Source organism: Arthrobacter sp. B2I5 (genome assembly GCF_030816735.1).
Taxonomy (GTDB): domain Bacteria; phylum Actinomycetota; class Actinomycetes; order Actinomycetales; family Micrococcaceae; genus Arthrobacter.
In genome coordinates, this window is the sequence record NZ_JAUSYF010000001.1 from 1,478,452 (window position 1) to 1,501,231 (window position 22,780).

Annotated in this window: 23 protein-coding genes; 18 read left to right on the top strand and 5 right to left on the bottom strand. The window is 68.5% G+C overall.

The features are described 5' to 3' along the window. Positions 1 to 117: 117 nt before the first annotated feature. From QFZ60_RS07015 to QFZ60_RS07030, 4 genes are read left to right on the top strand one after another with little or no spacing between them, the layout of a single operon-like run. On the top strand, positions 118 to 1,788 hold the full coding sequence (locus QFZ60_RS07015) for a hypothetical protein (RefSeq protein ID WP_307093240.1): 1,671 nt from the start codon (positions 118 to 120) through the stop codon (positions 1,786 to 1,788). A gap of 52 nt (positions 1,789 to 1,840) precedes the next feature. Continuing rightward, complete coding sequence (locus tag QFZ60_RS07020; protein WP_307089292.1) at positions 1,841 to 2,845, top strand: tetratricopeptide repeat protein; 1,005 nt, start codon at positions 1,841 to 1,843, stop codon at positions 2,843 to 2,845. Next, positions 2,845 to 3,942: an NADH:flavin oxidoreductase/NADH oxidase gene (locus tag QFZ60_RS07025; protein ID WP_307089295.1), complete on the top strand. Its 1,098-nt coding sequence runs from the start codon at positions 2,845 to 2,847 to the stop codon at positions 3,940 to 3,942. The genes QFZ60_RS07020 and QFZ60_RS07025 overlap by 1 nt, the downstream gene beginning before the upstream one ends. A gap of 14 nt (positions 3,943 to 3,956) precedes the next feature. Beyond that, a complete protein-coding gene (locus tag QFZ60_RS07030; RefSeq protein ID WP_307089296.1) occupies positions 3,957 to 4,250 on the top strand; it encodes a DUF3253 domain-containing protein in 294 nt (97 codons plus the stop codon). A gap of 14 nt (positions 4,251 to 4,264) precedes the next feature. Here the strand turns inward: QFZ60_RS07030 and QFZ60_RS07035 are convergent, their stop codons facing one another. Beyond that, entirely contained in the window at positions 4,265 to 6,139 is a 1,875-nt protein-coding gene (locus QFZ60_RS07035; RefSeq protein WP_307089298.1) for a Na+/H+ antiporter, read from the bottom strand. A 51-nt stretch (positions 6,140 to 6,190) separates the two neighbouring features. Between QFZ60_RS07035 and QFZ60_RS07040 the strand changes: the two genes are divergently transcribed. The 5 genes from QFZ60_RS07040 (at position 6,191) to QFZ60_RS07060 (ending at position 11,570) form a co-directional block, all read left to right on the top strand. Continuing rightward, positions 6,191 to 6,985: an ABC transporter ATP-binding protein gene (locus QFZ60_RS07040; RefSeq protein WP_307089300.1), complete on the top strand. Its 795-nt coding sequence runs from the start codon at positions 6,191 to 6,193 to the stop codon at positions 6,983 to 6,985. Continuing rightward, positions 6,967 to 8,538, top strand: a complete 1,572-nt coding sequence (locus QFZ60_RS07045; protein ID WP_307089302.1) for a transporter — start codon at positions 6,967 to 6,969, stop codon at positions 8,536 to 8,538. The genes QFZ60_RS07040 and QFZ60_RS07045 overlap by 19 nt, the downstream gene beginning before the upstream one ends. A gap of 21 nt (positions 8,539 to 8,559) precedes the next feature. Then, on the top strand, positions 8,560 to 9,339 hold the full coding sequence (gene nagB, locus QFZ60_RS07050; protein WP_307089304.1) for a glucosamine-6-phosphate deaminase: 780 nt from the start codon (positions 8,560 to 8,562) through the stop codon (positions 9,337 to 9,339). A gap of 108 nt (positions 9,340 to 9,447) precedes the next feature. Next, on the top strand, positions 9,448 to 9,789 hold the full coding sequence (locus QFZ60_RS07055) for a DUF3039 domain-containing protein (RefSeq protein WP_142031611.1): 342 nt from the start codon (positions 9,448 to 9,450) through the stop codon (positions 9,787 to 9,789). After that, positions 9,789 to 11,570, top strand: a complete 1,782-nt coding sequence (locus tag QFZ60_RS07060; protein ID WP_307089307.1) for a DEAD/DEAH box helicase — start codon at positions 9,789 to 9,791, stop codon at positions 11,568 to 11,570. The genes QFZ60_RS07055 and QFZ60_RS07060 overlap by 1 nt, the downstream gene beginning before the upstream one ends. Before the next feature lie 4 nt (positions 11,571 to 11,574). Here QFZ60_RS07060 and QFZ60_RS07065 read toward each other — a convergent pair whose 3' ends face one another. Then, positions 11,575 to 12,207, bottom strand: coding sequence for an isochorismatase family protein (locus QFZ60_RS07065; RefSeq protein ID WP_307089309.1), 633 nt, complete (start codon positions 12,205 to 12,207; stop codon positions 11,575 to 11,577). 10 nt (positions 12,208 to 12,217) lie between these two features. Then, positions 12,218 to 13,546: a nicotinate phosphoribosyltransferase gene (locus QFZ60_RS07070; protein WP_307089311.1), complete on the bottom strand. Its 1,329-nt coding sequence runs from the start codon at positions 13,544 to 13,546 to the stop codon at positions 12,218 to 12,220. 95 nt (positions 13,547 to 13,641) lie between these two features. On the opposite strand from QFZ60_RS07070, the gene clpS reads away from it, so the two are divergent. The 6 genes from clpS to rdgB all read left to right on the top strand — a co-directional run bounded on the left by clpS (position 13,642) and on the right by rdgB (position 17,958). Continuing rightward, complete coding sequence (gene clpS, locus QFZ60_RS07075) at positions 13,642 to 14,025, top strand: ATP-dependent Clp protease adapter ClpS (protein ID WP_307089313.1); 384 nt, start codon at positions 13,642 to 13,644, stop codon at positions 14,023 to 14,025. Next, positions 14,018 to 14,584, top strand: a complete 567-nt coding sequence (locus QFZ60_RS07080) for a DUF2017 domain-containing protein (protein WP_142116892.1) — start codon at positions 14,018 to 14,020, stop codon at positions 14,582 to 14,584. The genes clpS and QFZ60_RS07080 overlap by 8 nt, the downstream gene beginning before the upstream one ends. A 123-nt stretch (positions 14,585 to 14,707) precedes the next feature. Then, positions 14,708 to 15,721, top strand: a complete 1,014-nt coding sequence (gene murI, locus QFZ60_RS07085) for a glutamate racemase (protein ID WP_373427713.1) — start codon at positions 14,708 to 14,710, stop codon at positions 15,719 to 15,721. Further along, a complete protein-coding gene (locus tag QFZ60_RS07090) occupies positions 15,718 to 16,515 on the top strand; it encodes an MBL fold metallo-hydrolase (RefSeq protein ID WP_142031605.1) in 798 nt (265 codons plus the stop codon). The genes murI and QFZ60_RS07090 overlap by 4 nt, the downstream gene beginning before the upstream one ends. Positions 16,516 to 16,543: 28 nt before the next feature. Then, the gene (gene rph, locus QFZ60_RS07095) at positions 16,544 to 17,302 is read left to right on the top strand and encodes a ribonuclease PH (protein WP_142116890.1); all 759 of its coding nucleotides are present in this window, start codon (positions 16,544 to 16,546) and stop codon (positions 17,300 to 17,302) included. After that, a complete protein-coding gene (gene rdgB / locus QFZ60_RS07100) occupies positions 17,299 to 17,958 on the top strand; it encodes an RdgB/HAM1 family non-canonical purine NTP pyrophosphatase (RefSeq protein ID WP_307089318.1) in 660 nt (219 codons plus the stop codon). Before rph ends, rdgB begins: the two co-directional genes overlap by 4 nt. Positions 17,959 to 18,049: 91 nt before the next feature. Here the strand turns inward: rdgB and QFZ60_RS07105 are convergent, their stop codons facing one another. Further along, positions 18,050 to 18,844, bottom strand: coding sequence for a VTT domain-containing protein (locus QFZ60_RS07105; RefSeq protein WP_307093243.1), 795 nt, complete (start codon positions 18,842 to 18,844; stop codon positions 18,050 to 18,052). Positions 18,845 to 18,926: 82 nt separating this feature from the next. Between QFZ60_RS07105 and QFZ60_RS07110 the strand changes: the two genes are divergently transcribed. Both QFZ60_RS07110 and QFZ60_RS07115 read left to right on the top strand, forming a co-directional pair. Further along, complete coding sequence (locus QFZ60_RS07110; RefSeq protein WP_307089320.1) at positions 18,927 to 19,985, top strand: exonuclease domain-containing protein; 1,059 nt, start codon at positions 18,927 to 18,929, stop codon at positions 19,983 to 19,985. Between the two features lie 81 nt (positions 19,986 to 20,066). Then, a complete protein-coding gene (locus QFZ60_RS07115; RefSeq protein WP_307089322.1) occupies positions 20,067 to 20,546 on the top strand; it encodes a DUF4395 domain-containing protein in 480 nt (159 codons plus the stop codon). Here the strand turns inward: QFZ60_RS07115 and QFZ60_RS07120 are convergent. Next, positions 20,527 to 21,612 carry an ADP-ribosylglycohydrolase family protein gene (locus QFZ60_RS07120; RefSeq protein WP_307089324.1) on the bottom strand — a complete coding sequence of 362 codons (1,086 nt, stop codon included), beginning with the start codon at positions 21,610 to 21,612 and terminating at the stop codon, positions 20,527 to 20,529. The two genes, QFZ60_RS07115 and QFZ60_RS07120, sit on opposite strands and share 20 nt — an antisense overlap. A gap of 226 nt (positions 21,613 to 21,838) precedes the next feature. On the opposite strand from QFZ60_RS07120, the gene QFZ60_RS07125 reads away from it, so the two are divergent. Continuing rightward, entirely contained in the window at positions 21,839 to 22,771 is a 933-nt protein-coding gene (locus QFZ60_RS07125) for an aquaporin (protein ID WP_307089326.1), read from the top strand. Positions 22,772 to 22,780: the final 9 nt, after the last annotated feature.

Below are 22,780 nucleotides of genomic sequence, written 5' to 3' on the forward strand. Positions count from 1 at the left end.
AACGGAAGGGGCGGGCCTGGCCAAAAGGGGCCAGCGGTAACAAAAAGGTTACTATTGGAGGCAAACCCCCGCTGATGATAGGTGTTTCCCTTGCGTTTAAAGACTGCAGCCGCACTTGTGCTGCTCGGCCTCCTGACACTTTTGGCCGGCATCGGCCAGAGAACCATCTGGGCTCCATCCGAGACGTTCACCGCGTCCGTGCCGGCCGATTCCGCTGCCGCGCCCCTGACCGTCATTGATCAGAAGCTGCGCACCCTCCACGACGGACCGGTCAAGATCACCGTCCAGGGCGACGGAAACTTCATGCTGGCCACCGGACGGCCTGATGACATCAAAGCCTGGGTGGGCCAGACGGCGCACAACACCATCACGGGCGTATCCGGGGATGAAAAATCCCTCGTGGTTGAGCACGCCGACGGCGAAGGCACAGCACCCAACCCGGCCGGTTCGGATCTCTGGGTTTCCACCGAGAACGCAGGCGGTGGGCTCGACTACACCTGGACCCCGCCTGCCGACGGTGACTGGAGCCTGCTGCTCGCCTCCGACGGCACCAAGCCGGCCCCCGCCTCTGTCTCCATGACCTTCCCCAATGACACCTCCACCCCCTGGGCCGTTCCGCTGATGGTCCTGGGCGGCCTGCTGATCCTGGGCGGAATCGTCCTGGCACTGCTCTCGGCCCGCCGGAAGGACGGCGAAGGCGGCGACAGCAGCTATGCCCGCCGTGCCCGTGAACGTAACGCCGCTCCGCAGGGCCAGGCCCCGTCGTCGTCCTCCTCTTCCAAGGCCACCATGGTGGCGGCCGGTGTGGTTGCAGCCCTGCTCGCCGGATCGGGCACCGCAGCCCAGGCCGCCACTCCCAGCCCGCAGCCGTCCGGGGGCGCCACGGCAGCCAAGGAAGCAGCGGGATCGCCGGTCCTGCTGGACGCCCAGGTCCGCCGGATCCTCGAACAGGTCTCCAGCGCCACCGACGCCGGCGACGCAGCAAAGGATGCCGCCAAGCTGTCGGACCGCGTGGGCGGACCCGAACTGGAAATCCGTACCCAGAACTACAAGATCCGCTCCCAGGTGGGCTCCTACGAGCCGCGCATGCCCGTGCGCTCCACCAAGCTGCTGACCACGGTGGTCACCAGCGGCCGCGACTGGCCGCGCTCGGTGCTGGCCGTGACCCAGGGCGAAGGGAACGTGGTTCCGCAGATCCTGACCCTCGTCCAGCAGTCACCGCGTGAAAACTACAAGCTGATGGAAACCACCCCGCTTCAGCCGGGCACCACCTTCCCGAACATCAGCCGGGGCGGTACCGAGACGCTCGCCGCATCGGACAAGACCGGACTGCTCTACAGCGGCGAGGAAGCAATGTCCGGCCTGGCTGACAGACTCACCTCAGCGGACTCGCCCTTCAAGGACAAGCTGGTCGAGGGCCAGTCCTCCCCGTACATCGCCGATACCCTGTCCTACCAGGCCGAGGTGGTCAAGGCGGGCGAGAACGGGAACTTCTCCTTCACGCACAAGGTGGTCCCCGAAAGCACCGTGGTGTTCCGCACCTCCGACGGCGGGGCCCTGGTCCTGGGCCGGATCAACTTCGGCTTCGAAGGCACCCCCAAGGCGGCCGGTGACAAACTGAGCATCGGCGACGACGCGGCAGCACTGGCCGGCGGCAAGGAGACCACCACCGGCATGGTCCTGAGCTTCGCAGAATCCATGGCGGTCTACGTTCCGCCGGCAGGATCCACGGACCCGATGAAGCTCGTCGCCGCCACCCGCGGCCTGGTCGGAGCCTCCTTCAAGTAGGCCCCTGGCTGTATTACCACCGGCAGCGGCCGGAGTGGCTAGAGTGGGAAACATGAGTTCGCCAGCTTCCCGCCCAGTCCCTCCTGCCGCTGCCAACCCGCTTAACCTGCGCGGCGCCGTCGACCTTTCCTCGCTGAAGCGCCCCGCATCACCCTCCGGTACTTCCGCCCCCTCCGCCCCCTCCGCCCCTGCCGCAGTAACGCCGCAGGCCCCGCAGCCCGGGGCACCCGCCGGTGGAACCGAGCTCACGGTCAACGTCACCGAGGCCAACTTCCAGCAGCTGGTGGAACTGTCCGCCCAGGTCCCGGTGGTGTTTGCCCTGTGGGCCCCCTACTCGCCCGAGTCCGGCAGGATGGTCGAGACCCTTGAGCGCGTGGTTGCCGGCTACGGCGGCCGCCTGGTCCTTGGCGCCGCGGACATCGAAGCCTTCCCGCAGCTTGCCCAGGCCTTCCAGGTGCAGGCCGTCCCCACCGCCGTCGCCGTCCTCAAGGGGCAGCCGGTGCCGCTGTTCCAGGGCGGGGCCGAGGAACAGCAGGTGCGCAGCCTCTTCGACGAACTCCTCAAGGTGGCTGCGGCGAACGGGGTCACCGGGAGCCTCGACGGCGGAGCGGGCGGAGAGCCGGAGCCCGCGCCGCTGCCGCCGCTGCACCAGGCCGCCTTCGACGCCATTGAGGCCGGCGACTACGCCGCGGCCGCCGAGGCCTACCGCCAGGCGCTGAAGGAGATGCCGTCGGACCACGAGGCCAAGGCCGGGCTGGCGCAGGTGGAGCTGATGGACCGGCTGCAGTCCTTGTCGGCCCAGGACAGCGAGGCCCTGCGCGCGCAGGCCGCCGATGAGCCGGACAACCTGGCGGCGCAGCTTGGGGTGGCGGACCTGGACGTGGCCGGCGGGCACGTCGAGGATGCGCTGAACCGGCTGGTGGCATTCATCGGCAGGAACTTCGGCCCGGAGCGGGAGACCGCACGGGTGCGGCTGCTGGAGCTGTTCGACGTGGTGGGCGCCGGTGATGAGCGGGTGGCAAAGGCTCGGCAGGCGCTTGCCCGGGTGCTCTTCTAGTGCCGGCCCTGTTCCAGCCGCTGACGCTGCGGTCCATGGAGCTGGAGCACCGCGGCTGGGTGTCGCCCATGTGCCAGTACAGCTGCGATCCCGACGACGCCCCCGGAGTGCCCAACGATTGGCACCTGGTGCACCTGGGCGGGTTTGCCACGGGCGGCGCGGCAATGATCCTCACAGAGGCCGCGGCAGTGAACGCCGCCGGCCGGATCAGTCCCCGCGACGCCGGAATCTACAACGACGACCAGGCGGCGGCCTGGCAGCGGATCATTTCCTTTGTCCACCGGCACGGTGTTGCCGGAACGAAGATCGGCGTGCAGCTGGCCCACGCCGGGCGCAAAGCGTCCACGTACTGGCCGTTTTCCGGCAAGCATGGCAGCGTTCCGGCGTCCGACGGCGGCTGGGACACCGTGGGCCCGTCCACCTCCGCCTTTGAAGGCTATGCGGCGCCTGCCGCCATGACCGAGGAACAGATCCACGGCGTCATTGCGGATTTCGCCGCTGCCGCTGTCCGCGCCGTGGACGCGGGCTTTGACACCATGGAGATCCACGGGGCGCACGGCTACCTCCTGCACCAGTTCCAGAGCCCGCTGATCAACCAGCGCAGCGATGACTGGGGCGGCGACGAAGCCGGACGGAACCGGCTCATGCTGGCCGTGGTTGACGCGGTCCGAGCCGTGATTCCCGATTCCATGCCCCTGTTGCTCCGGATCTCGGCCACGGACTGGGCACCTGGCGGCGTGGACCAGGCAGCGTCGGTCCGCCTGGCACGGGAGGCTGCCGCGCACGGCGTGGACCTGGTGGATGTCTCCAGCGGCGGGGCAGTGGCCAACCAGCAGATCAAGCCGGGCCTGGGCTATCAGACCGGATTCTCGGCGGCCATCCGCGGGGAGGCAGGAATCGCCACCGGCACCGTGGGCCTGGTGACCACCCCCGGTCAGGCGGAGCACGCCATCGCCACCGGGCAGGCAGACGGCGTCTTCATTGCCCGGGCGGCCCTGCGGGACCCCCACTGGTGGCTCCGCGCCGCATTCGACCTGGGCTATGACATGGCCTGGCCGCCCCAGTACGAGCGGGCCATCCCGCGCCGGGCCTTCTGACCGCGGCGTCCGGCATGGCGCATCCTGGCGGGAATGGCCCTGAGACCACGGTTGACCGGCAACTGGAAGCGAAGATCCTGGAACTTCTGGCATCCCGGGCGCCCACCTCCACCATCTGCCCTTCCGATGCCGCCAGGGCGGTGGGCGGAGATGACTGGCGCGGGCTCATGGATCCAGCACGCGACGCCGCGCGGCGCCTGGTCGATGCCGGGCTGGTCCACATCACCCAACGCGGGATGGTGGTTGATGCCGCCACGGCGAAGGGGCCGATCAGGATCCGGAGGGTCCCTCAAGGCGACGGCGGGTAAACAGTGTGGTGCCGTCAGCCCAGAAGGTCGTCCACGTAGCACCAGCGCCACTCTTCGCCGGGTTCGATGCTGCGCATGACCGGATGGCCGGTCTCCTTGAAGTGGCGGCTGGCGTGCCGGCCCGCGGAGGAGTCGCAGCAGCCAACGTTTCCGCACCCGAGGCACATGCGCAGGTGCACCGGTGTGGTCCCTTCCCGCTTACACCCAGCACAGGACGGGTTGGCGGGGGCGGGCGACGGCATGGTTGCCGTCAGGTGGTCGCAGACGCCGCCGGGCTGGGACAGCCCTTCGCCGGCGCCTTCAGCGGCAGCGCCCAGTTCGTGGAGGGAAGCGTCCAGCATGGACTCCTCCACATCGAGCCGTTCCAGGACCTCGCTGAGGACTTCATGGGCAAAGTCCCCGCCGCGCCGGAGCTCCAGCACCTTGTCACGTTCGGCCTCCAGCATGGCCATCCGCAGCTGCGCGTACCGCTGGCTGGGGGTGGCCGCCTCTGCCGCGGACCTGCCCAGGCGTTCCCAGGCCGCAAGTCCCCGCTCCTGCGTGCGCCGCCGCAGCATGTCCATAACCTCCGGCGGGTCGCTCTCGCGCCGCAGCTGCTCCAGCCGGTCCATCCCCGCGGCGGTTGCCAGCTGCATCAGTGAGGCCTGGTTCAGCGCGTCCTCCCGCTTGTCCGGCCCCGGCAGCCCCAGGGCCCGGACCAGGGCCGGCAGCGTGAATCCCTGCAGCACCAGGGTGCCGGCCACCACCACCATGGCGGCCAGGACCAGCACGTTGCGGTGCTCCAGGTCATCCGGCAGCGTCAGGACGGCGGCAAGGGTGACCACTCCGCGCATGCCCGCCCAGGACACAATGGCGGGAAACTGCCAGGGCGGCGCGGGGTCTGCCCGCTGCACGGAAGGAACCAGGCGGGGCAGGTAGGTGGCCGGAAAAACCCAAACGGGGCGCAGCACCAGCACCGCCAGCAGGATCACGGCGCACCCGAGCCACACCCGGCCGGCGCCCAGCGAATCGTCCTGGACGCTGTCAATGATGCTGCGCACCTGCAGGCCGATCAGCAGGAACACGGCGTCCTCCAGCAGGAACTGGACGGTGTCCCAGTTGCTCCGGGCGCTTTGCCGCGCGGCACCGTTGGGCATTGAGGGCGCCTTGGTGCCCATCACCAGGCCGGTCACGACGACGGCGAGCACGCCGGACGCGTGGATCGCCTCGGCGGGAAGGAATGCAACGAACGGTGCCATCAGCGATGTTGAGGTGTTGATGGCAACGTTGCTGATCCGTTTCCTGATTTCGGTGAGGAGGTAAGCGGCGGCGAGGCCCACCGCGAGGCCCCCGCCGGCCGCCACCACAAAGCCGCCGGCCACGTCCAGTACTGAGACGGACCCGGCGATGGCCGCCAGGGCTGCGCGCAGGCACACCAGCGCCGTGGCGTCATTGACCAGTGATTCGCCTTCCAGGATGTTCACGATCCGGCGCGGCATTCCCACCTTCCGCGCAATGGCCGTAGCGGCCACAGCGTCCGGAGGCGCCACCACTGCGCCAAGGGCAATGGCAGCCGCCAGCGGGATTTCCGGGAACAGCCACCACACCACCAACCCGACTCCCAGGGTGCCGAAGATGACGTAGCCCACGGACAACAGGCCGATGGACCGGCGGTTGGTCTTGAAGTCGAACAGCGAGGTGCGGAACGCCGCCGCATAGAGCAGCGGCGGCAGCAGGCCCACCAGCACCAGCTCGGGGTTCAGCTCCACCGGCGGAATGAACGGCAGGAACGATCCCGCCACTCCCGCCAGGACCAGCAGCAGCGGAACCGGGATGTTGAACCTGCGGCCCACGGCGCTGCCGGCGCAGACCACAGCAACGATCACCAGCAGGCCCAACGCAATGTCCATGAGGTTAGTCTCCCACCCCCGCCCGGCCCGGTCCGCGGCTAGGCTGGCATCATGACTGCACCGATACCTGACCAGGCGTCGAATACCGGGCCCGTGGCGGCCCTTTCCATCCGCGGGCTGGCCAAGCGGTTCGGCGGGAAGATCGCGGTGGACGGCATCAGCCTGGAAGTTCCCGCGGGTTCCTTTTTCGGGATCGTGGGCCCCAACGGTGCGGGCAAGACCACCACACTCTCCATGGCCACCGGCCTCCTGCGCCCCGACTTCGGCACGGCGGTGGTGCATGGGGTTGATGTCTGGCAGCACCCGCTGGAAGCCAAGCGGCTGATGGGAATCCTGCCTGACGGCGTCCGGCTCTTCGACCGGCTCACCGGGGAGCAGCTGATCACGTACGCCGGGCTGCTGCGCGGCATGGACAAAGCCGTAGTGGCCGCCCGGGTGGGGGAGCTGCAGGCGGCCATGGACCTGACGCAGGACGCCGGCACGCTGGTGGTGGACTATTCGGCCGGCATGACCAAGAAAATCGCGCTGGCCTCCGCCCTGATCCACGCCCCGCGGCTCCTGGTCCTGGATGAGCCCTTCGAAGCGGTCGACCCGGTATCAGCCGCGAACATCCGCTCCATCCTGGACCGGTATGTGGCCTCCGGCGGGACCGTCATCGTGTCCAGCCATGTGATGGATCTGGTGCAGCGCATGTGCGACCACGTTGCCGTGGTGGCCCGTGGCCGGCTGCTGGCAGCGGGGACCGTGGACGAGGTCCGCGCCGGCGCCTCCCTTGAAGACCGGTTCGTGCAACTGGTCGGCGGCCACAGCCACACGGAAGGGCTGGAATGGTTGCGAACCTTCTGAGGCTCAAGCTCACGCTGCTGCGCAACGGGCTGCGCCGCAGCCCCTGGCAACTGGTGGGCATGGCCATCGCGGGGCTCTATGCCCTCGGGGTCGTGGCAACACTGATCATCGCCCTGGTCCTGCTGCGCAACGCAGGCCCCGAGACCGCACACACAGCAGTTGTCCTCGGTGGCTCCGCCGCTGTGCTTGGCTGGGGCGTCATACCGGTGGTGGCATCCGCCACGGACATGACCCTTGATCCGGCGCGCTTCACCACTTTTGCGGTTCCCATGAAGCAGCTGCTCGCCGGCCTGGCCCTGGGCGGGTTGATCGGCATCCCGGGCCTGGCCACCGCGCTCGTGGCCCTGTCCACGGTGGTGACCTGGTCCCGCGGAGTGCTTCCCGCGCTCGCAGCCCTCCTGGGCGCAGCCCTGGGCGTGATGACCTGCGTCGTGCTGGCCAAGGTGGTCACCACCGCAACGGCAAGCCTTGCTGCTTCCCGGCGCTTCAAGGACATAAGCGCCATCGCGTTCATGGTGCCCCTGGTCCTGCTGGGACCCATCGTGGCGGGGGTTGGCCGCGGCATCAGCGCGTCCACCGGGTTCCTGCCCGGGTTCGCCCGGACGTTGTCCTGGACCCCGCTCGGAGCACCGTGGGCGCTCGCCGGCGACATCGCGTCCGGCCGGCCCGGGCAGGCCGCTGTGAAGCTGCTGGTGTCCGTGGCGGTCCTCGGCGCCCTGGCCTGGTGCTGGAAGCTGCTGCTCGAGCGCGCGCTGGTAACCCCGCCATTTGCCGGTGCCGGAAAGCGCAGGGGCGGCCGCCTGGGTCTGTTGGGCGTGCTGCCGGCCACCCCCGCCGGCGCCGTGATGGCCAGGTCGCTCACCTACTGGCTTCGGGACCCGCGGTATTCAGGTTCGCTGGTGGTGATCCCGCTGCTTCCAGTGGTGCTGGCTTTCCAGGGGGCCCAGACCGGCAGCTACGGCAGCCTTGCGTTCCTCGCCCCGGTGTCGGCCTTCATCCTGGCCTGGTCCATCTCTGCGGACGTCTCCTACGACAACACAGCCTTTGCGCTGCACCTGGCCACCGGGGTCCGCGGGGTGGCGGACCGGCTTGGCAGGGCCTTGGCGTGCCTGACCTTCGCGCTTCCGGTGGTGCTGGTGTTCTCCGTGGGGTACGCGGCCTTCACCCAGAACTGGGCCGCGCTGCCGGGCCAGCTGGGATTCAGCCTGGGAATCCTCTTTACGGGCCTGGGGCTGTCCTCGGTGGTCTCGGCCCGGTACACGGTAACGGTCCCGCTGCCTGGCGACAGCCCGTTCAAGAAGCCGCCGGGCAACGTGGGCCAGACCCTTGCTGTGCAGTTCGTGGGGATGCTGGTCCTGATGGTCCTGGTCCTGCCCGAGGCCGCGCTGCTGGTTGCCCAGGCTGTCACGGGGAACGTCCTGTTCGGCTGGCTCAACCTGGCCGCAGGAACAATCGTTGGCCTGGCCCTCTTCCTGGCCGGCGTCCGCCTGGGCGGCAAGTGGATCGAGGCGCGGGGGCCCGAGCTCCTGGCGCAAGTAACCGTCAACCGCTGACAAGGTCCCGGAAGGAACACCATGGAAATCGTCATCCTGGGCGGCAGCAGGCAGATCGGAAAACTCGCAGCCGACGCCATTGAACAGCTGCTCCGGCGCAAGCCTGCCGGCGTCCTAGGCCTGGCCACGGGGTCCTCGCCGCTGCCCGTGTACGACGAACTGGCCGCCCGGCACGAACAGGGCCTGGACTTCAGCCGTGCCTCCGGATTCGCGCTGGACGAATACGTTGGCCTGCCGGCAGGCCATCCCGAGTCCTACCGCGAGGTGGTCCGCCGTGAATTCACCAACCGGGTGAACATCGCGCCGGAGAACGTCCACGGCCCCGACGGGACCGCAACCGACATCCCCGCAGCGTGCGACGCGTACGAACAGGCCATCGCCGCGGCGGGCGGTGTGGACCTGCAGCTGCTGGGCGTGGGCACCGACGGCCATATCGGCTTCAATGAACCAGGCTCTTCCTTCGCATCCCGGACCAGGATCAAGAGCCTGATCGAGCAGACCCGCAGGGACAACGCCAGGTTCTTCAACAGCCTCGCGGAGGTGCCGCACCATGTCATTACCCAGGGACTGGGCACCATCATGGCGGCCAGGCACGTGATCCTGCTGGCAACGGGGGCGCAAAAGGCCCAGGCTGTCCGCGATTTCGTGGAAGGGCCGGTGGCAGCCATCTGCCCCGCGTCCGTGCTGCAGTTCCATCCGCACGCCACCGTCCTGCTGGACGAGGCCGCCGCTTCCGCCCTGAAATTGGCGGATTTCTACCGCCACACCTATGAGAACAAGCCTGCCTGGCAGGGGCTTTAGATGCCTTGCAGGCGCTGCCGCCGGCCATGAAAAAGTACGACGGCGGCCGGTGCCGGACCCTGCCACGGGCGTGCCGCCGTCGAACGCCCGGACCCTGGAACGGCTAAGATGAATGCCATGACTAGCATGACGGACCCTCTCGACAACGACCCGATGCGCGAGCTTTCCGGGGCTGGATCGTCCACGGCCACCATTGAGCGCGAGGAACTGCGCCAGGAAGTGGAACCCGGGGACCGGGAGCGCTTTTCGCACTATGTGCGGAAGGAAAAGATCATGGAGTCCGCGCTGACCGGGGAGCCCGTCATCGCCCTCTGCGGCAAGGTCTGGACGCCGGGCCGGGACCCGCAGAAGTTCCCGGTCTGCCCCATGTGCAAGGAGGTCTACGAAGGCCTCCGGCCGGGCAATGACGGCGGCAAGGGTCCCGGAGGGGACTCGGGCAGCAACAAGTAGTGACGGAGACGCTCTTTGGCGGCCCCACCCTGCCTCCGGCCTATCCGGAACGCGCAGCCTGGGGAACCGCCCCGAAACTCCGTGCCTGGCAGCAGGAAGCCCTGGACCTCTATCTGAAGAACAGTCCGCGGGACTTCCTTGCGGTGGCAACCCCGGGTGCCGGTAAAACCACCTTCGCGCTGCGGATCGCCTCCACGCTCATCGACTCCGGTGCCGTGAACCGGGTGACCATCGTGGCGCCCACTGACCACCTGAAGCGCCAGTGGGCGGATGCTGCCGCCAAAGTGGGGATCGCCATCGACCCCAACTTCAAGAACTCCGACGGCCAGCACGGCCGCGGCTTCATCGGCGTCGCCGTCACTTATGCCCAGGTGGCCAGCAAGCCGCTGCTGCACCGGGCCAAGACTGAAGCGGCCCGGACCCTGGTGATCCTGGACGAAATCCACCACGGCGGCGAAGCCCTGTCCTGGGGCGACGGCCTGCGCGAGGCGTTCGATCCCGCCGTGCGCCGGCTGTCCCTGACCGGTACCCCGTTCCGGTCCGACACCTCGCCCATCCCGTTCGTCGAATACGCCGAGGACCGGGACGGCATCCGCCGCTCCAAGGCGGACTACACCTACGGCTACGGCAACGCCCTCCGCGACCATGTGGTCCGGCCCGTGATGTTCATGGCCTACTCCGGCCAGATGCGCTGGCGGACCAGCGCGGGCGAGGAAATGGCGGCGTCCCTCGGTGAGGCAGCGGTGACCAAGGACATCACCAGCCACGCCTGGCGGACGGCGCTGAACCCGGCAGGGGAGTGGATTCCAGCGGTCCTGGCCGGGGCGGACAAAAGGCTCAGCGAGGTCCGGCGCACCGTCCCGGACGCCGGCGGCCTGGTCATCGCCACCGACCACGAGGACGCCCGCGCCTACGCGGGGCAGTTGAAGAGGATCACCGGGGAGTCGCCAACTGTCATCCTGTCCGACGACGCCAAGGCCTCCAGCAAGATCGAGGAATTCTCCGCCGGCGAGAAGCGCTGGATGGTGGCCGTGCGCATGGTGTCAGAAGGCGTTGACGTTCCGCGCCTTTCCGTCGGCGTCTACGCCACCTCAACCTCCACGCCGCTGTTCTTCGCCCAGGCCGTGGGCCGCTTCGTGCGTGCCCGTAAAAGGGGAGAGACGGCGTCGGTCTTCCTGCCCTCGGTGCCGCAGCTGATGGCGCTGGCCAACTCCATGGAAATGGAACGCGACCACGCCCTGGACCGGCCGGAGAAGGAGGACGGGGACGGGCTGTTCAATCCCGAAGACTCGCTCATGGAGGAGGCCAACCGCGAGGAAAAGGCCTCCGACAGCCTGACCAAGGGCAAGTTCGAGGCGCTGGACTCGCAGGCGTCCTTTGACCGGGTCCTGTTCGACGGCGGCGAGTTTGGCACCGGCGGCGAAGTGGGGTCCGACGACGAGCTGGACTTCCTGGGGATCCCCGGCCTGCTGGACGCGGAGCAGGTGGGGACGCTGCTGCGCCAGCGCCAGCATGAGCAGCTGAACCGGAAGAACCGGAAATCGCCGACTGCAGCCGAAAGCCAGGCCCCGGCCGTTCCTGACCACCGGATGCTGATGGACCTGCGCAATGAACTGGCCAAGAACGTCGCCGCCTGGGCTGCCCGGACCGGGACTCCGCACGGCGTGGTGCACACCAAGCTGCGCACGGTCTGCGGCGGTCCCCCCGTGGCGCAGGCCAACGAGGAGCAGCTGAAGTCGCGGCTGCGCAAGCTCCAGGACTGGTTCGTGGGCCGCAAGTAGCGGCTCAGGCGATGTCGGCCCCGCCGAGTTCCAGTTCGGCCACCGCGTCTTCGAGGTCCTCGGCGATGCCGGCGGTCAGCGACCGTACCACTGTGACGCCGTAGCCGGCCTGGACGGCGTCAAGCGCGGTGGCCTTCACACAGTAGTCGGTGGCGATGCCCACCACCACCACGTCCTCCACGTCGTGGCTCTGCAGCCAGTCATCGAGGCCGATGGCGTCCTCATCGGGCTCCAGCGACTCCCTGGCGCCGGCCAGTCCGCCGGCCTGCCGTTCCCCGGTGGGAACGGCGTCTTCCGGGGCCAGCAGTCCCTCAAAGCCTGAGTAGGCGGCGGCGAACTGGCCTTTCCGGAAGTAGGCATCGATGTACTCGGTGTCAAGATCCGGGTGAAGATCGGCTCCGCGGGTGCCGGCCACGCAGTGCGGCGGCCAGCTCTCCTTGAAATCAGGGGTGTCAGAGAAGTGGCTGCCGGGGTCCACGTGCCAGTCCTGGGTGGCAACCACGTAGTCGTATTCGCTGTTGTGGGCATCCAGGTACTCGCTGATGGCGCCTGCCACGGCCGCGCCGCCGGGAACGGCGAGCGAGCCGCCCTCGCAGAAATCATTCTGCACGTCCACGATGATCAAAGCGCGGGACATCAGTGCTCCTTCAGTTTTCCTCGTAGACAGTGGGGATGGCGGCCTCGCCCCGCTGCAGGCGGTTGACCACGGACGGCAGCTCGGCCATGGAGTCGGCGTGGCGCTGCCGTGCGCGGAGCACTCCGTCGTAGCCGGTCCAGCCCGGCAGCAGTTCGCCGTTCTTCATGAACTGCTGCAGCAGTGGGCGGTCATTGCCGTCGTCCTCGGGCCGGTGGCCCACGCCCACCACCTCGGCGGTGGCCGTGCCCCGTTCATCCAGCTTCCGCAGCGCGTACTTGCGCCCGCCCACGCTGGCCTTGTTCTTGGCCGCCTTGGCCACGGACACGAAGTTGCCGTCGTCGCCGGCGCGGCTGACCAGCTTGTAGACCATGCTGGCGGTGGGAGCTCCGGAGCCGGTAACCAGCGACGTTCCCACGCCGTAGGAGTCCACGGGTGCCGACTGAAGCGCGGCGATGGCGTACTCGTCCAGGTCCGAGGTCACCACGATCTTGGTGTGTTCGTTGCCGAGGTCGTCCAGCAGCCTGCGCACCCACTGCGCCTGGGCCACGAGGTCGCCGGAGTCCAGCCGGACGGCGCCCAGGCGAGGCCCTGCCAGGTCCACTGCCGTGCGGACTGCCTTTTCGACGTCGTACGTATCCACCAGCAGCGACGTTCCCTCTCCCAGCGAGGCAATCTGGGCCTCGAAGGCCTCCCGCTCGGTGTCGTGCAGCAGCGTGAACGAGTGGGCTGCGGTGCCCACGGTCTTCACGCCGTAGCGGATGCCTGCTTCAAGGTTTGACGTGCTGTCAAAACCGGCAATGATGGCCGCGCGGGCCGATGCCGTGGCGGCTTCCTCATGGGTGCGCCGCGAGCCCATCTCGATACAGGGCCGGCCACCGGCGGCACTGACCATCCGGGAAGCGGCGGAGGCAATGGCGGTGTCGTGGTTAAGCACGGACAGCAGGTAGGTCTCCAGCATGCAGGCTTCGGCGAAGGAAGCCTCGACGATCAGGATGGGGGAGTTGGGGAAGTACGCCTCGCCCTCGGCATAGCCCCAGATGTCGCCCGCGAATTTGTAGTTGGCCAGGTACTCCAGCGTCTCCCGGTTGACCACCCGGGTCCGCTCCAGGAACTCCAGTTCGGCGTCGCCGAAGCGGAACTGCGCGATGCCTTCCAGGAGCCGTCCGGTTCCGGCCACGATGCCGTAGCGCCGGCCGTCGGGCAGCCGCCGCGCGAACGCCTCGAACACGGACCTGCGGTGCGCGGCCCCGGAATGGAGGGACGCCTGCAGCATGGTCAGCTCGTAGTGGTCGGTGTAAAAGGACGTGCGGGGATGGTCCCAGCCGGCTGAGGTGCTCACGAAAGTCACTCTAATCCCCACCGGCTCCCAAGTCTCGCTTCGCTCGCCTCGGGGCCCTCGCCGGCGTGGGCCCAACCCCAACATAGAATGGACAGATGACCATAAGCGTTGCGCCCGGCACTGGTACACAGGAGGGCACCCGGACCGGCACGGCAGAGTCCACCGACTCCCTGACCGCGCCGGACATCCCCTGGAACCTGGTGATCTGGAACGATCCCGTCAATCTGATGAGCTACGTCAGCTACGTGTTCCAAAGCTACTTTGGCTACTCCGAGACGAAAGCCAACAAATTGATGATGGAGGTCCACAAAAAGGGCCGCTCCATCGTCGCCTCGGGCAGCAAGGAGCAGGTGGAGCGCCACGCCGTGGCCATGCACGGGTTCGGCCTGTGGGCCACGGTGGAAAAGGCCAGCGGCGGCAACGGCGGTGCATCAGGCAAGTCCGGCGGTCCGCGCCAGGGTAAGGGAAAACGTGGCTAAGGCATTTAAATACGGGCTCAAAGGCATCACCGGCTACCTGGAACCGGCTGAACGGGACCTGCTGCGCAGCCTGATCGACGACGTGATCTCCATGCTTGAGCCCGAGGACCGTACCGGGCAGGACCCGCTGGCAGCGCTGATCGGCCTGGACATGGACGTGGCCGAACCCACGGACCGTGCGGTAAAGCGGCTGCTCCCCAACGTGGTGAAGGACGACGGCGGCGCGTCCCTTGAGTTCCGCCAGCTCACCGAGCGTTCTCTCCGGGAAACAAAGATCGGGGCCCTGCGCGCCGCGGCGCTGGACCTGGACAGGGACGAGATCGTCCTGACGCCGGAGGGGGCGCAGCACTGGTCCATGGCGCTGAACGATGTGCGGCTGGTCCTGGCGGAGCGGCTGGACATCCGGGACGAGGCAGACGCCGAGCACGTCCACCGCATGCAGGACTGGTCCCAGGCCGAGGACGTGGAGAGCTACCTGGCACTCGTATACAACTTCACCACCTGGCTTCAGGAGTCCCTGGTCCAGGCCATGCTGCAGTCCATGGAATCCCGCCGGTGAGCCACGGCGGCCAGGGGGAGGCCGTCCGCTGTGACGCAGACGACATGAGTCGCAGGACACAAGATGATGGCTGACGCTTCCGGGAACACCTATCCTCGAATAATCATGACTACAGCCCCGAGCATGGAACCACCGGCGGAAGCGCAGGACACGGACCCCGGCAGCGGGTTTCCGGACGCTGCCCCGGAAACCCGACCCATCGGTGTGTTCGATTCCGGTGTCGGCGGGCTCACCGTGGCCCGCTCCATCATCGACCAGTTGCCCAATGAGTCAATCCTCTACGTGGGGGACACCGCCCACGGTCCTTACGGGCCGCTGCCCATCGCGGAGGTGCGGGCCAACGCCCTGGGCGTCATGGACGAACTGGTGGACTCCGGCGTCAAGCTGCTCACCATCGCCTGCAACTCGGCGTCGGCCGCTGTCCTGAGGGACGCCCGGGAGCGCTACACCGCCAAGTACGGCATCCCGGTCATTGAGGTCATCCAGCCCGCCGTGCGGCGCGCCGTTGCCGCCACCCGCAGCGGACGGGTGGGCGTCATCGGCACGTCGGCCACCGTTGGTTCACGCGCGTACGAGGACACCTTCGCCGCCGCGCCTGACCTGGAGATCACCTCCGTGGCGTGCCCGGAGTTCGTCAGCTACGTGGAGGCCGGAATCACCACGGGCCCGGCGCTGCTCGCCGTGGCGGAGGAATACCTTGCGCCGCTGAAGGCCGCCGGTGTGGACACCGTGGTCCTGGGCTGCACGCACTACCCGCTGCTGACGGGCGTGATCTCCTACGTCATGGGCGCGGACGTCACGCTGGTCTCCAGTGCCGAGGAAACCGCCAAGGACGTGTACCGGGCCCTGGCCACCCACAACCTGCAGCGAACCACCCAAACCCCGCCCGAGCACCACTTCGTGGCCACCGGCGACGCCGGACAGTTCGAGGCGCTGGCCCGGCGTTTCCTGGGCCCAGAGGTGCTGTCCGTCCGCCACGTGGACCATGTGGCGGCGCAGTACCCCACGGGCAGCCTGGCGCGGATCACCCCGGAGATGATCGCCGCTGCGCAGAGTGCGCGGGACCGCCCCCGGATCTCCAACTTCGTGGGGGGCGGGCTGGCCGGTGCCCGCCCAGCCGGAGGGCCTGCCCTGTGAAGCTGACCATCGTGGGATGCACGGGCTCGTTCCCCGGGCCGGGCTCCCCGGCGTCGTGCTACCTCCTGACCGCCACGGACGGTGAACGGACGTGGAAGGTGGTGATGGACCTTGGCAGCGGTGCGCTGGGGGCCATCCAGCGCTACACCGACCTTGAAGACATCGACGCGATCTTCCTCACCCACCTGCACCCGGACCACTGCATGGACCTGTGCGGGCTGCATGTGGCCATCCGCTGGAAGCCCGGCGGCTGGGACCGCGGCCGGATTCCCGTGTGGGGGCCCGCCGCCACAGCGGACAGGATGGCAACCGCTTACGGGCTGGACCTGGACCCCGGCATGCATGAGGAATTCGACTTCACCAACTGGACCGAGCGCGAACCCGTGACCGTGGGCCCCTTCACCGTGACCCCCTTCGCCGTCAACCATCCCATCGAGGAGGCCTACGCCCTGCGGGTGGAGGTGGTGGAGCCCGGCAAGGACGGCACACCGGTGTCCCGGGTCCTGACCTATTCCGGCGACACCGATTCCTGCGCAGGGCTTGAGGAAGCCGCCAAGGACGCGGACCTGTTCCTGTGCGAGGCAGCCTTCGAAGAGGGCCGTGACGCCGACATCAAGGATGTCCACCTGACCGGCAAGCGGGCGGGGGAGGCTGCAGCGGCGGCCGGTGCCCGGCGGCTCCTGCTGACCCATATCCCGGTATGGACCTCCCAGACCACCGTCATGGCCGAAGCCCGTCCCGTGTTCCCCGGCGACGTGGCCGTTGCCGTGGCGGGTGTCCACTACACCATCTAGCCGCGCCGGCACTCGATAAGCTGGGGGCATGACATCTGAAGCAACTGCAGTGCCCATTGTGCGTGCGGACGGCCGTGCCCCCGACCAGCTCCGGCCCATCAGCATCACCCGCGGATGGTCCAACCAGGCTGAGGGATCGGCGCTGATCGAGTTCGGCAACACCAGGGTGCTGTGCACGGCCTCGCTGACTCCCGGTGTCCCGCGCTGGCTGAAGGGCGAGGGCCGCGGCTGGGTCACGGCGGAATACGCCATGCTGCCGCGCGCCACCAACACCAGGTCCGACCGCGAATCCGTCAAGGGAAAGATCGGCGGCCGCACCCACGAGATTTCGCGCCTGATCGGCCGCTCGCTGCGGTCCATCATCGACACCAAGGCCCTGGGGGAGAACACCATCGTCCTGGACTGCGACGTCCTCCAGGCCGACGGCGGCACCCGCACGGCGGCCATCACCGGAGCCTACGTGGCGCTGGCCGACTCCATCCGGTTTGCCCGGGACAACAAGCTGATTGCCCGCACCGCCGAGCCGCTGGTGGACACCATTGCCGCCGTCTCCGTGGGGATTATCGACGGCGTTCCGATGCTGGACCTGCCCTACGTGGAGGATGTGCGCGCCGAGACCGACATGAACGTGGTGGTTACCGGCTCCGGCAAGTTCGTGGAGGTGCAGGGCACAGCGGAGGGTGCTCCCTTCGACCGGGCGGAACTGGACCAGCTCCTCGACCTGGCCCTGCTGGGAACGGCCCAGCTCGCCGCCATCCAGCGCGAAACCCTCGCGGAATCCCTGTGAGCGGAACCCCTGCGGGCAGCACTCCACGGCTGGTGCTCGCGACGCACAACAAAGGCAAACTCCGCGAACTCCGTGAGCTGCTGCGCGGGCAGGTACCAGGGCTCGACGTCGACACCCAGGTGGTGGACGCAGCGGCGGCAGGTGCGCCGGACGTCGCAGAAACCGGCGTGACGTTCGCCGAGAACTCGCTGCTGAAGGCGCGCGCGGTGGCCGGCGCCACCGGGCTGGTGGCCATCGCCGACGACTCAGGGCTGGCCGTGGACGTCATGGGCGGGGCTCCGGGGATCTTCTCCGCCCGCTGGGCAGGGCGCCACGGGGACGACGCCGCCAACCTGGACCTGCTGCTGAACCAGCTCTCCGACGTTCCGGACGAGCATCGCGGCGCCGCGTTCGTCTGCGCCGCCGCGCTGGCCATGCCGCCCGGCGCGGAAGGCCCGGGGCGCGAAGTGGTGGAGTACGGGCAGCTGGAGGGCATCCTCCTGCGTGAACCCCGGGGGACAGGCGGGTTTGGCTACGATCCCGTGCTGCAGCCGGCAGGCGAGGACCGGAGCTGCGCCGAACTCTCCGCCGAGGAAAAGAATGCCATCAGCCACCGCGGCAAGGCCCTCCGGGCACTGCTGCCGTCGATCGTGGCAGCCCTGGAGGCAGCCGGCTAGGAGCCCGCCGGCGAGGCAAGCCAACGAAAAGAAGGTGCCCACCCCGGCGGGGTGGGCACCTTCTTTTCGCAATATGGAGGCGGGACGGCTGCTACTCCGGGCGGCCGCCGCGGATGTTGCGGGGAGTCTTCTGCTCCTCTTCCGGCTCGTGCTCCTCGATGAACTCATCAACCGGATCGGTGCCGTAGGCCTGCGCCTGGCGCTTGGCGGACAGGCCGCGCAGGACCTCGATGCCGATGGGAATCACCGAGAGCAGCACGATGGCGATGAAGATGATGTCCAGGTTGTCCCGGACCCACGGAACCTTGTCGCCCAGCAGGTAGCCGAGCAGCGTCACGCCGCCGCCCCACAGCACGGCGCCGATGACGTTGTAGATGAAGAACTTCTTCCTGCTCATCTGCGCGACCCCAACGATCACGGGGACAAAGGTGCGGATGATGGGCACAAAGCGGGCCAGGATCAGGGCCTTGCCGCCGTGCTTTTCAAAGAAGGCATGCGCATTTTCGACATTTTCACGCTTGAAGAGCCGGGAGTTTGGCTTGTTGAAAATTGCGGGGCCGGCCTTGGAACCGATGAGGTAGCCGGTCTGGTTGCCGATGATCGCCGAAACCACGATCAGCAGGGCCAGGAGCCAGATGTTGAATTTGATGGTGTCCGTGGCCACCAGCAGGCCCGCGGTGAACAGCATGGAGTCCCCGGGGAGGAAGAACCCCACCAGCAGCCCGGTTTCGGCGAAGACGATTCCGCACACCAGCAGAACCACCCAGGGAGCGAGCGCGGGATCGGCCAGGAAGACCTGGGGGTTCAGCCAATCAGGCAGGAAGGAAGCCATTTTTGGCTGCACCGGTCCCGCACCGCCCAGCATGGACACAGCGAGGTCATTCATCACAGGAAAGTTCACCCCTCAAGGGTACTTGACCAGCCTGTGCCTCCCCGGCTGGGACGTTGACGGCGGTAAGGTAGGGGCCGTGGGTTTGGACTTTACGGCGATCGACTTCGAAACGGCCAACGGCTTCCGCGGCTCCCCGTGCTCCGTGGGATTGACCAAGGTGCGGGGCGGGAGGATCGTCGCAGAGGCCTCCTGGCTGATGCGCCCGCCGGCCGGCTATGACCATTTCGACTACCACAACGTCCGGATCCACGGCATCACCCCAGCGGACGTTGCCGGAACCCCCCGCTTCGGCGAGCTGTTCCCGGAAATTGGCGCGTTCATCGGTGATGACGTGCTCGCAGCGCACAATGCCGCCTTTGACCTGGGCGTGATCCGGTCCGCGCTGGAGGTGTCAGGCCTGCCCGGTCCCGCCTATGACTATGTCTGCACGGTCATGCTGTCGCGGCGCTGCTACTCGCTTGTCTCCAATTCCCTTCCCTTCGCCGCCGAGGAAGCCGGTGTGCCCCTGGTGAACCACCACGACGCTGCCGAGGATGCCCGGGCCTGCGCCGGCATCCTCATCGACATCGCCGCGCGCAACGGTGCCAACAGCATCGCTGAACTCTTCCTCTCCCTGGGACTGGCCATGCCACACCAGCAGGCCTTCGATCCCGCCTCCGGTGAGCTGTCAAAGGCAAGCCTGGCGGCCATGGCGGCTGCTTCCGGCAACGGTGCGGCACTGGTGCAGCGGTTCCAGTCCGGCTGGCCCGAGGAGGGGCCGAATCCGGAACCGGACCTGGACGCCGAGCCCGGCCATCCCCTGTACGCGCAGACGGTGGTATTCACGGGGCAGCTCTCCATCGACCGCCCGGAAGCCAAGCTCCGCTCGGCCAGGTGCGGGGCGCGGACGGAGAGCCGGGTCACCGGACGTACCACGGTCCTGGTGGTGGGGGACGGGTTCGTGGCCTCGGACCTGCGTTCGGGCAGGCTCACCGGCAAGGCGCGCCGCGTCCTGGAGCTCCATGAGCGGGGACAGGCCATCGAAGTGCTGTCCGAGGGTGAGTTCCTGCAGATGGTGGGAGGCGGGGACGTCCCGCAGGCCGCGCACGCCCATGCAGGGCAAGTCCGGGACGGCGCGGCTGCCATCAGCGCCTGATCCGGCCGGTACGGCAGTGGCGCACTGTCATGCGGCGCAACACAGCTTGGCCGCCCCGCGGCAGACTCCTACCCTTTCGTCATGGCCTCCCTCTTTGCTTTCCCCAATCCCGTGAACGAGTACGCCGCCCGTGTCACGGCAGCGCTGGTGGTGCTGCTCGCCGTCGTCACCGCCGTGACAGGTTCCGGGCTCGGGCTGCTGGCTATCAGCATCGGGTTCTGGCTGCGGCTGCTCTTCGGCCCCAGGATTTCACCCCTGGCGCTGCTCTCGGTCAAGGTCATCACCCCGGCGCTGGGAAAGGTGAAACTGGTGCCCGGGCCGCCCAAGCGCTTTGCCCAGGGGATCGGCGCTGCCGTATCCACCGCCGCCCTGCTGCTGTTCGCCGCAGGTGCCGCGCCCGCAGCCTGGGCGCTCCTGGGGATCCTGGTGGCCGCGGCGTCGCTGGAGGCGTTCGCCGGATTCTGCCTGGGGTGCGCCATCTTCGGCTTCCTGCAGCGCCGCGGACTGATCCCCGAGGACGTCTGCGAGGCCTGCAACAACATCAGCCTTCGCCGGTCGTAACCTTCACCAACTGGTCAGCCATGCCGCGGATTACCTCCGGCGCTTCCAGGGCACCGAGCCACTGCGCCGGCAGGCAGTCCTCCCCGTACAGGGCTCCCAGGATGTTTCCCGCCAGCGAGCCTGTGGTGTCGCTGGGGCCGCCGTGGTTCACAGCCAGCGCCACAGCGTCCCGGAAATGCCGGGCCGGCTGCGCCTCTGCGCCGTCGGCCGGCAACGTGGCAAGGACTGCATAAAGCGCGACGGCGAGGGCCTCCCCGGCCGTCCAGCCTTCGCCGAGAACCTGGACAAGTTCCTCCGGGGCAACAATGGCTTTGTCGGCGAGGCGGAGTGCGGCCTCAAGCCGGTGGGGGAGCTCCGGTGCCACGTCCGGGAGGGTGGCCGCGTGCGCGGTGACCGCGGCCGCGGCATCCGGGAGCGCCTCACCCGAAACCAGCCTGTGGATCAGGAGGCTGAAGATGCCGGCACTCTGGCGGGCGGAAGGATGTCCGTGCGTGAGGGAGGCGGCGTCGGCACTCAACTTGTAGACGGCGTCGGGCGCAATGTGCGGAACCAGCCCGAAAGGCGCCGAGCGCACCACCGTCCCGGCGCCCTTCGCTTCGGGGTTGACGGGCCGGACGGAGGTACCCATCTCGCCGGTGGCGAGGCCTATGATGCAGTCCTGGTCCGGATGCCGGCGCTGGCGGAGCACCTCGTTGCCGTCGATCCAGCGGGGCTGGGGTGCAGGCGCCGCAGGCCCGGCGTCCTTGCCCTGCGAGGCCAGCCAGCGCAGGTACGCCAGCCAGAGGCAGGCGTTCACGTCCGCACCCACCCCGGAATTGGCCCACTCCAACGCCTCCACGAGCCCGTCCACGGTGTACAGGGTCAACTGCGTGCCGTCCGAAAAGGGCCAGGGACCGGAGAGGGCGTCAAACCCGGTCAGGCCCTCCGCTCCGAACCGCTGCCGGATTGCGTCGATGGAGTCAGCCTCCACGGCGTAGCCCAGTGCATCGCCGAGCGCCCCGCCCACCAGGGCGCTATGGATCCGGGACTTGAGGGTGGGCGCGGGCGTGCCGTGGTCTGTGCTCATGCAGTAAATTTACCGTCCGGATACCGGTTGCGGTTCGGCTGCCCCTCGAGGCGTCCCTTCCCTCCTGGCAAGGCGCCGCGGACAGCGGCCGTCCAGCAAATGCACAGCCTGGGCTGGAATACTTCACGGGTTGCCCCGCGCGCACCCGCCGGCCGGAAGCACCGGAACCAGCAGCATCCGGACACCAGGCAACGCAAGTACCAGCCCAGGAAGCGAAGGTCCCATCATGAGCACCCCCGTCCCCGCCCGCGACGCACTGCAACCCGGCACGGCTGCCGGGCGGACAGCCCTGCTGCCCCGCCTGGCGGCCGAGGCCTTCGGCAGCCTGTTCCTGGCCGTGGCCGGGCTGGGCGTGCCGCTGTTCAGCATTCCGCAGTCCAGCCCTGTGCCTGCCGCCCTTGCTGCCGGCCTGGCCATCACCGCGGCAATGCTCGCGTTCGGACACATCTCCGGCGGCCATTTCAATCCGGCCATCACCCTGGGCCACCTCCTGTCGGGACGCATCCGCGCCGGCGCCGCCGCAGCATACGCCGCCGCGCAGGTGGTGGGAGCGCTGGTGGGCGCGCTTGCCCTGTTCGGGATCCTGCGCACCCTGCCCGGCATCGCCGACAGCCGCACTGCCTTCGATACCGTGACCGCCGGCTTCGGTGAACACTCCATCATCCAGGCGCCGCTCGCCGCAGCCGTGCTCCTGGAACTGCTGGGGGCCGCCATTATCGTGGCGGTCTTCCTCGGCGTCGGCCGCTCCGGCGGCGGCCGCACCGCAGCGCCGGTTGCTGTCGGCCTGTCCTTCGCAGCCCTGCTGCAGCTGGGCCAGTCGGTGGGGAACCTGCCGTACAACCCCGCCCGGGCGGTGGCGTCCGCGGTCTTCAGTTCCGGCTGGGCCGTGGAGCAGCTGTGGGTCTTCGTGGTCGCGCCGCTGGCAGGTGCTGCCATCGCCGGGCTGGTGTTCCGCATCACCGGCGTGGATGCGACCGCTGCTGCCGTCGGGGACGGCGGGGACGCCGACGCCGCCGAGGCCGAGGTTGACGACGATGCCGACGACGAGGGCCTGGACAGTGACGGAGCGGACGGGCCTGTGCCCCCACCGGCTGCCCGCCATGGGAAGGCAGGAAGCGTCAGTGAGGCACAGGAATTCTTTGAGGGCAAACGGTCCTGACCGGTGCCG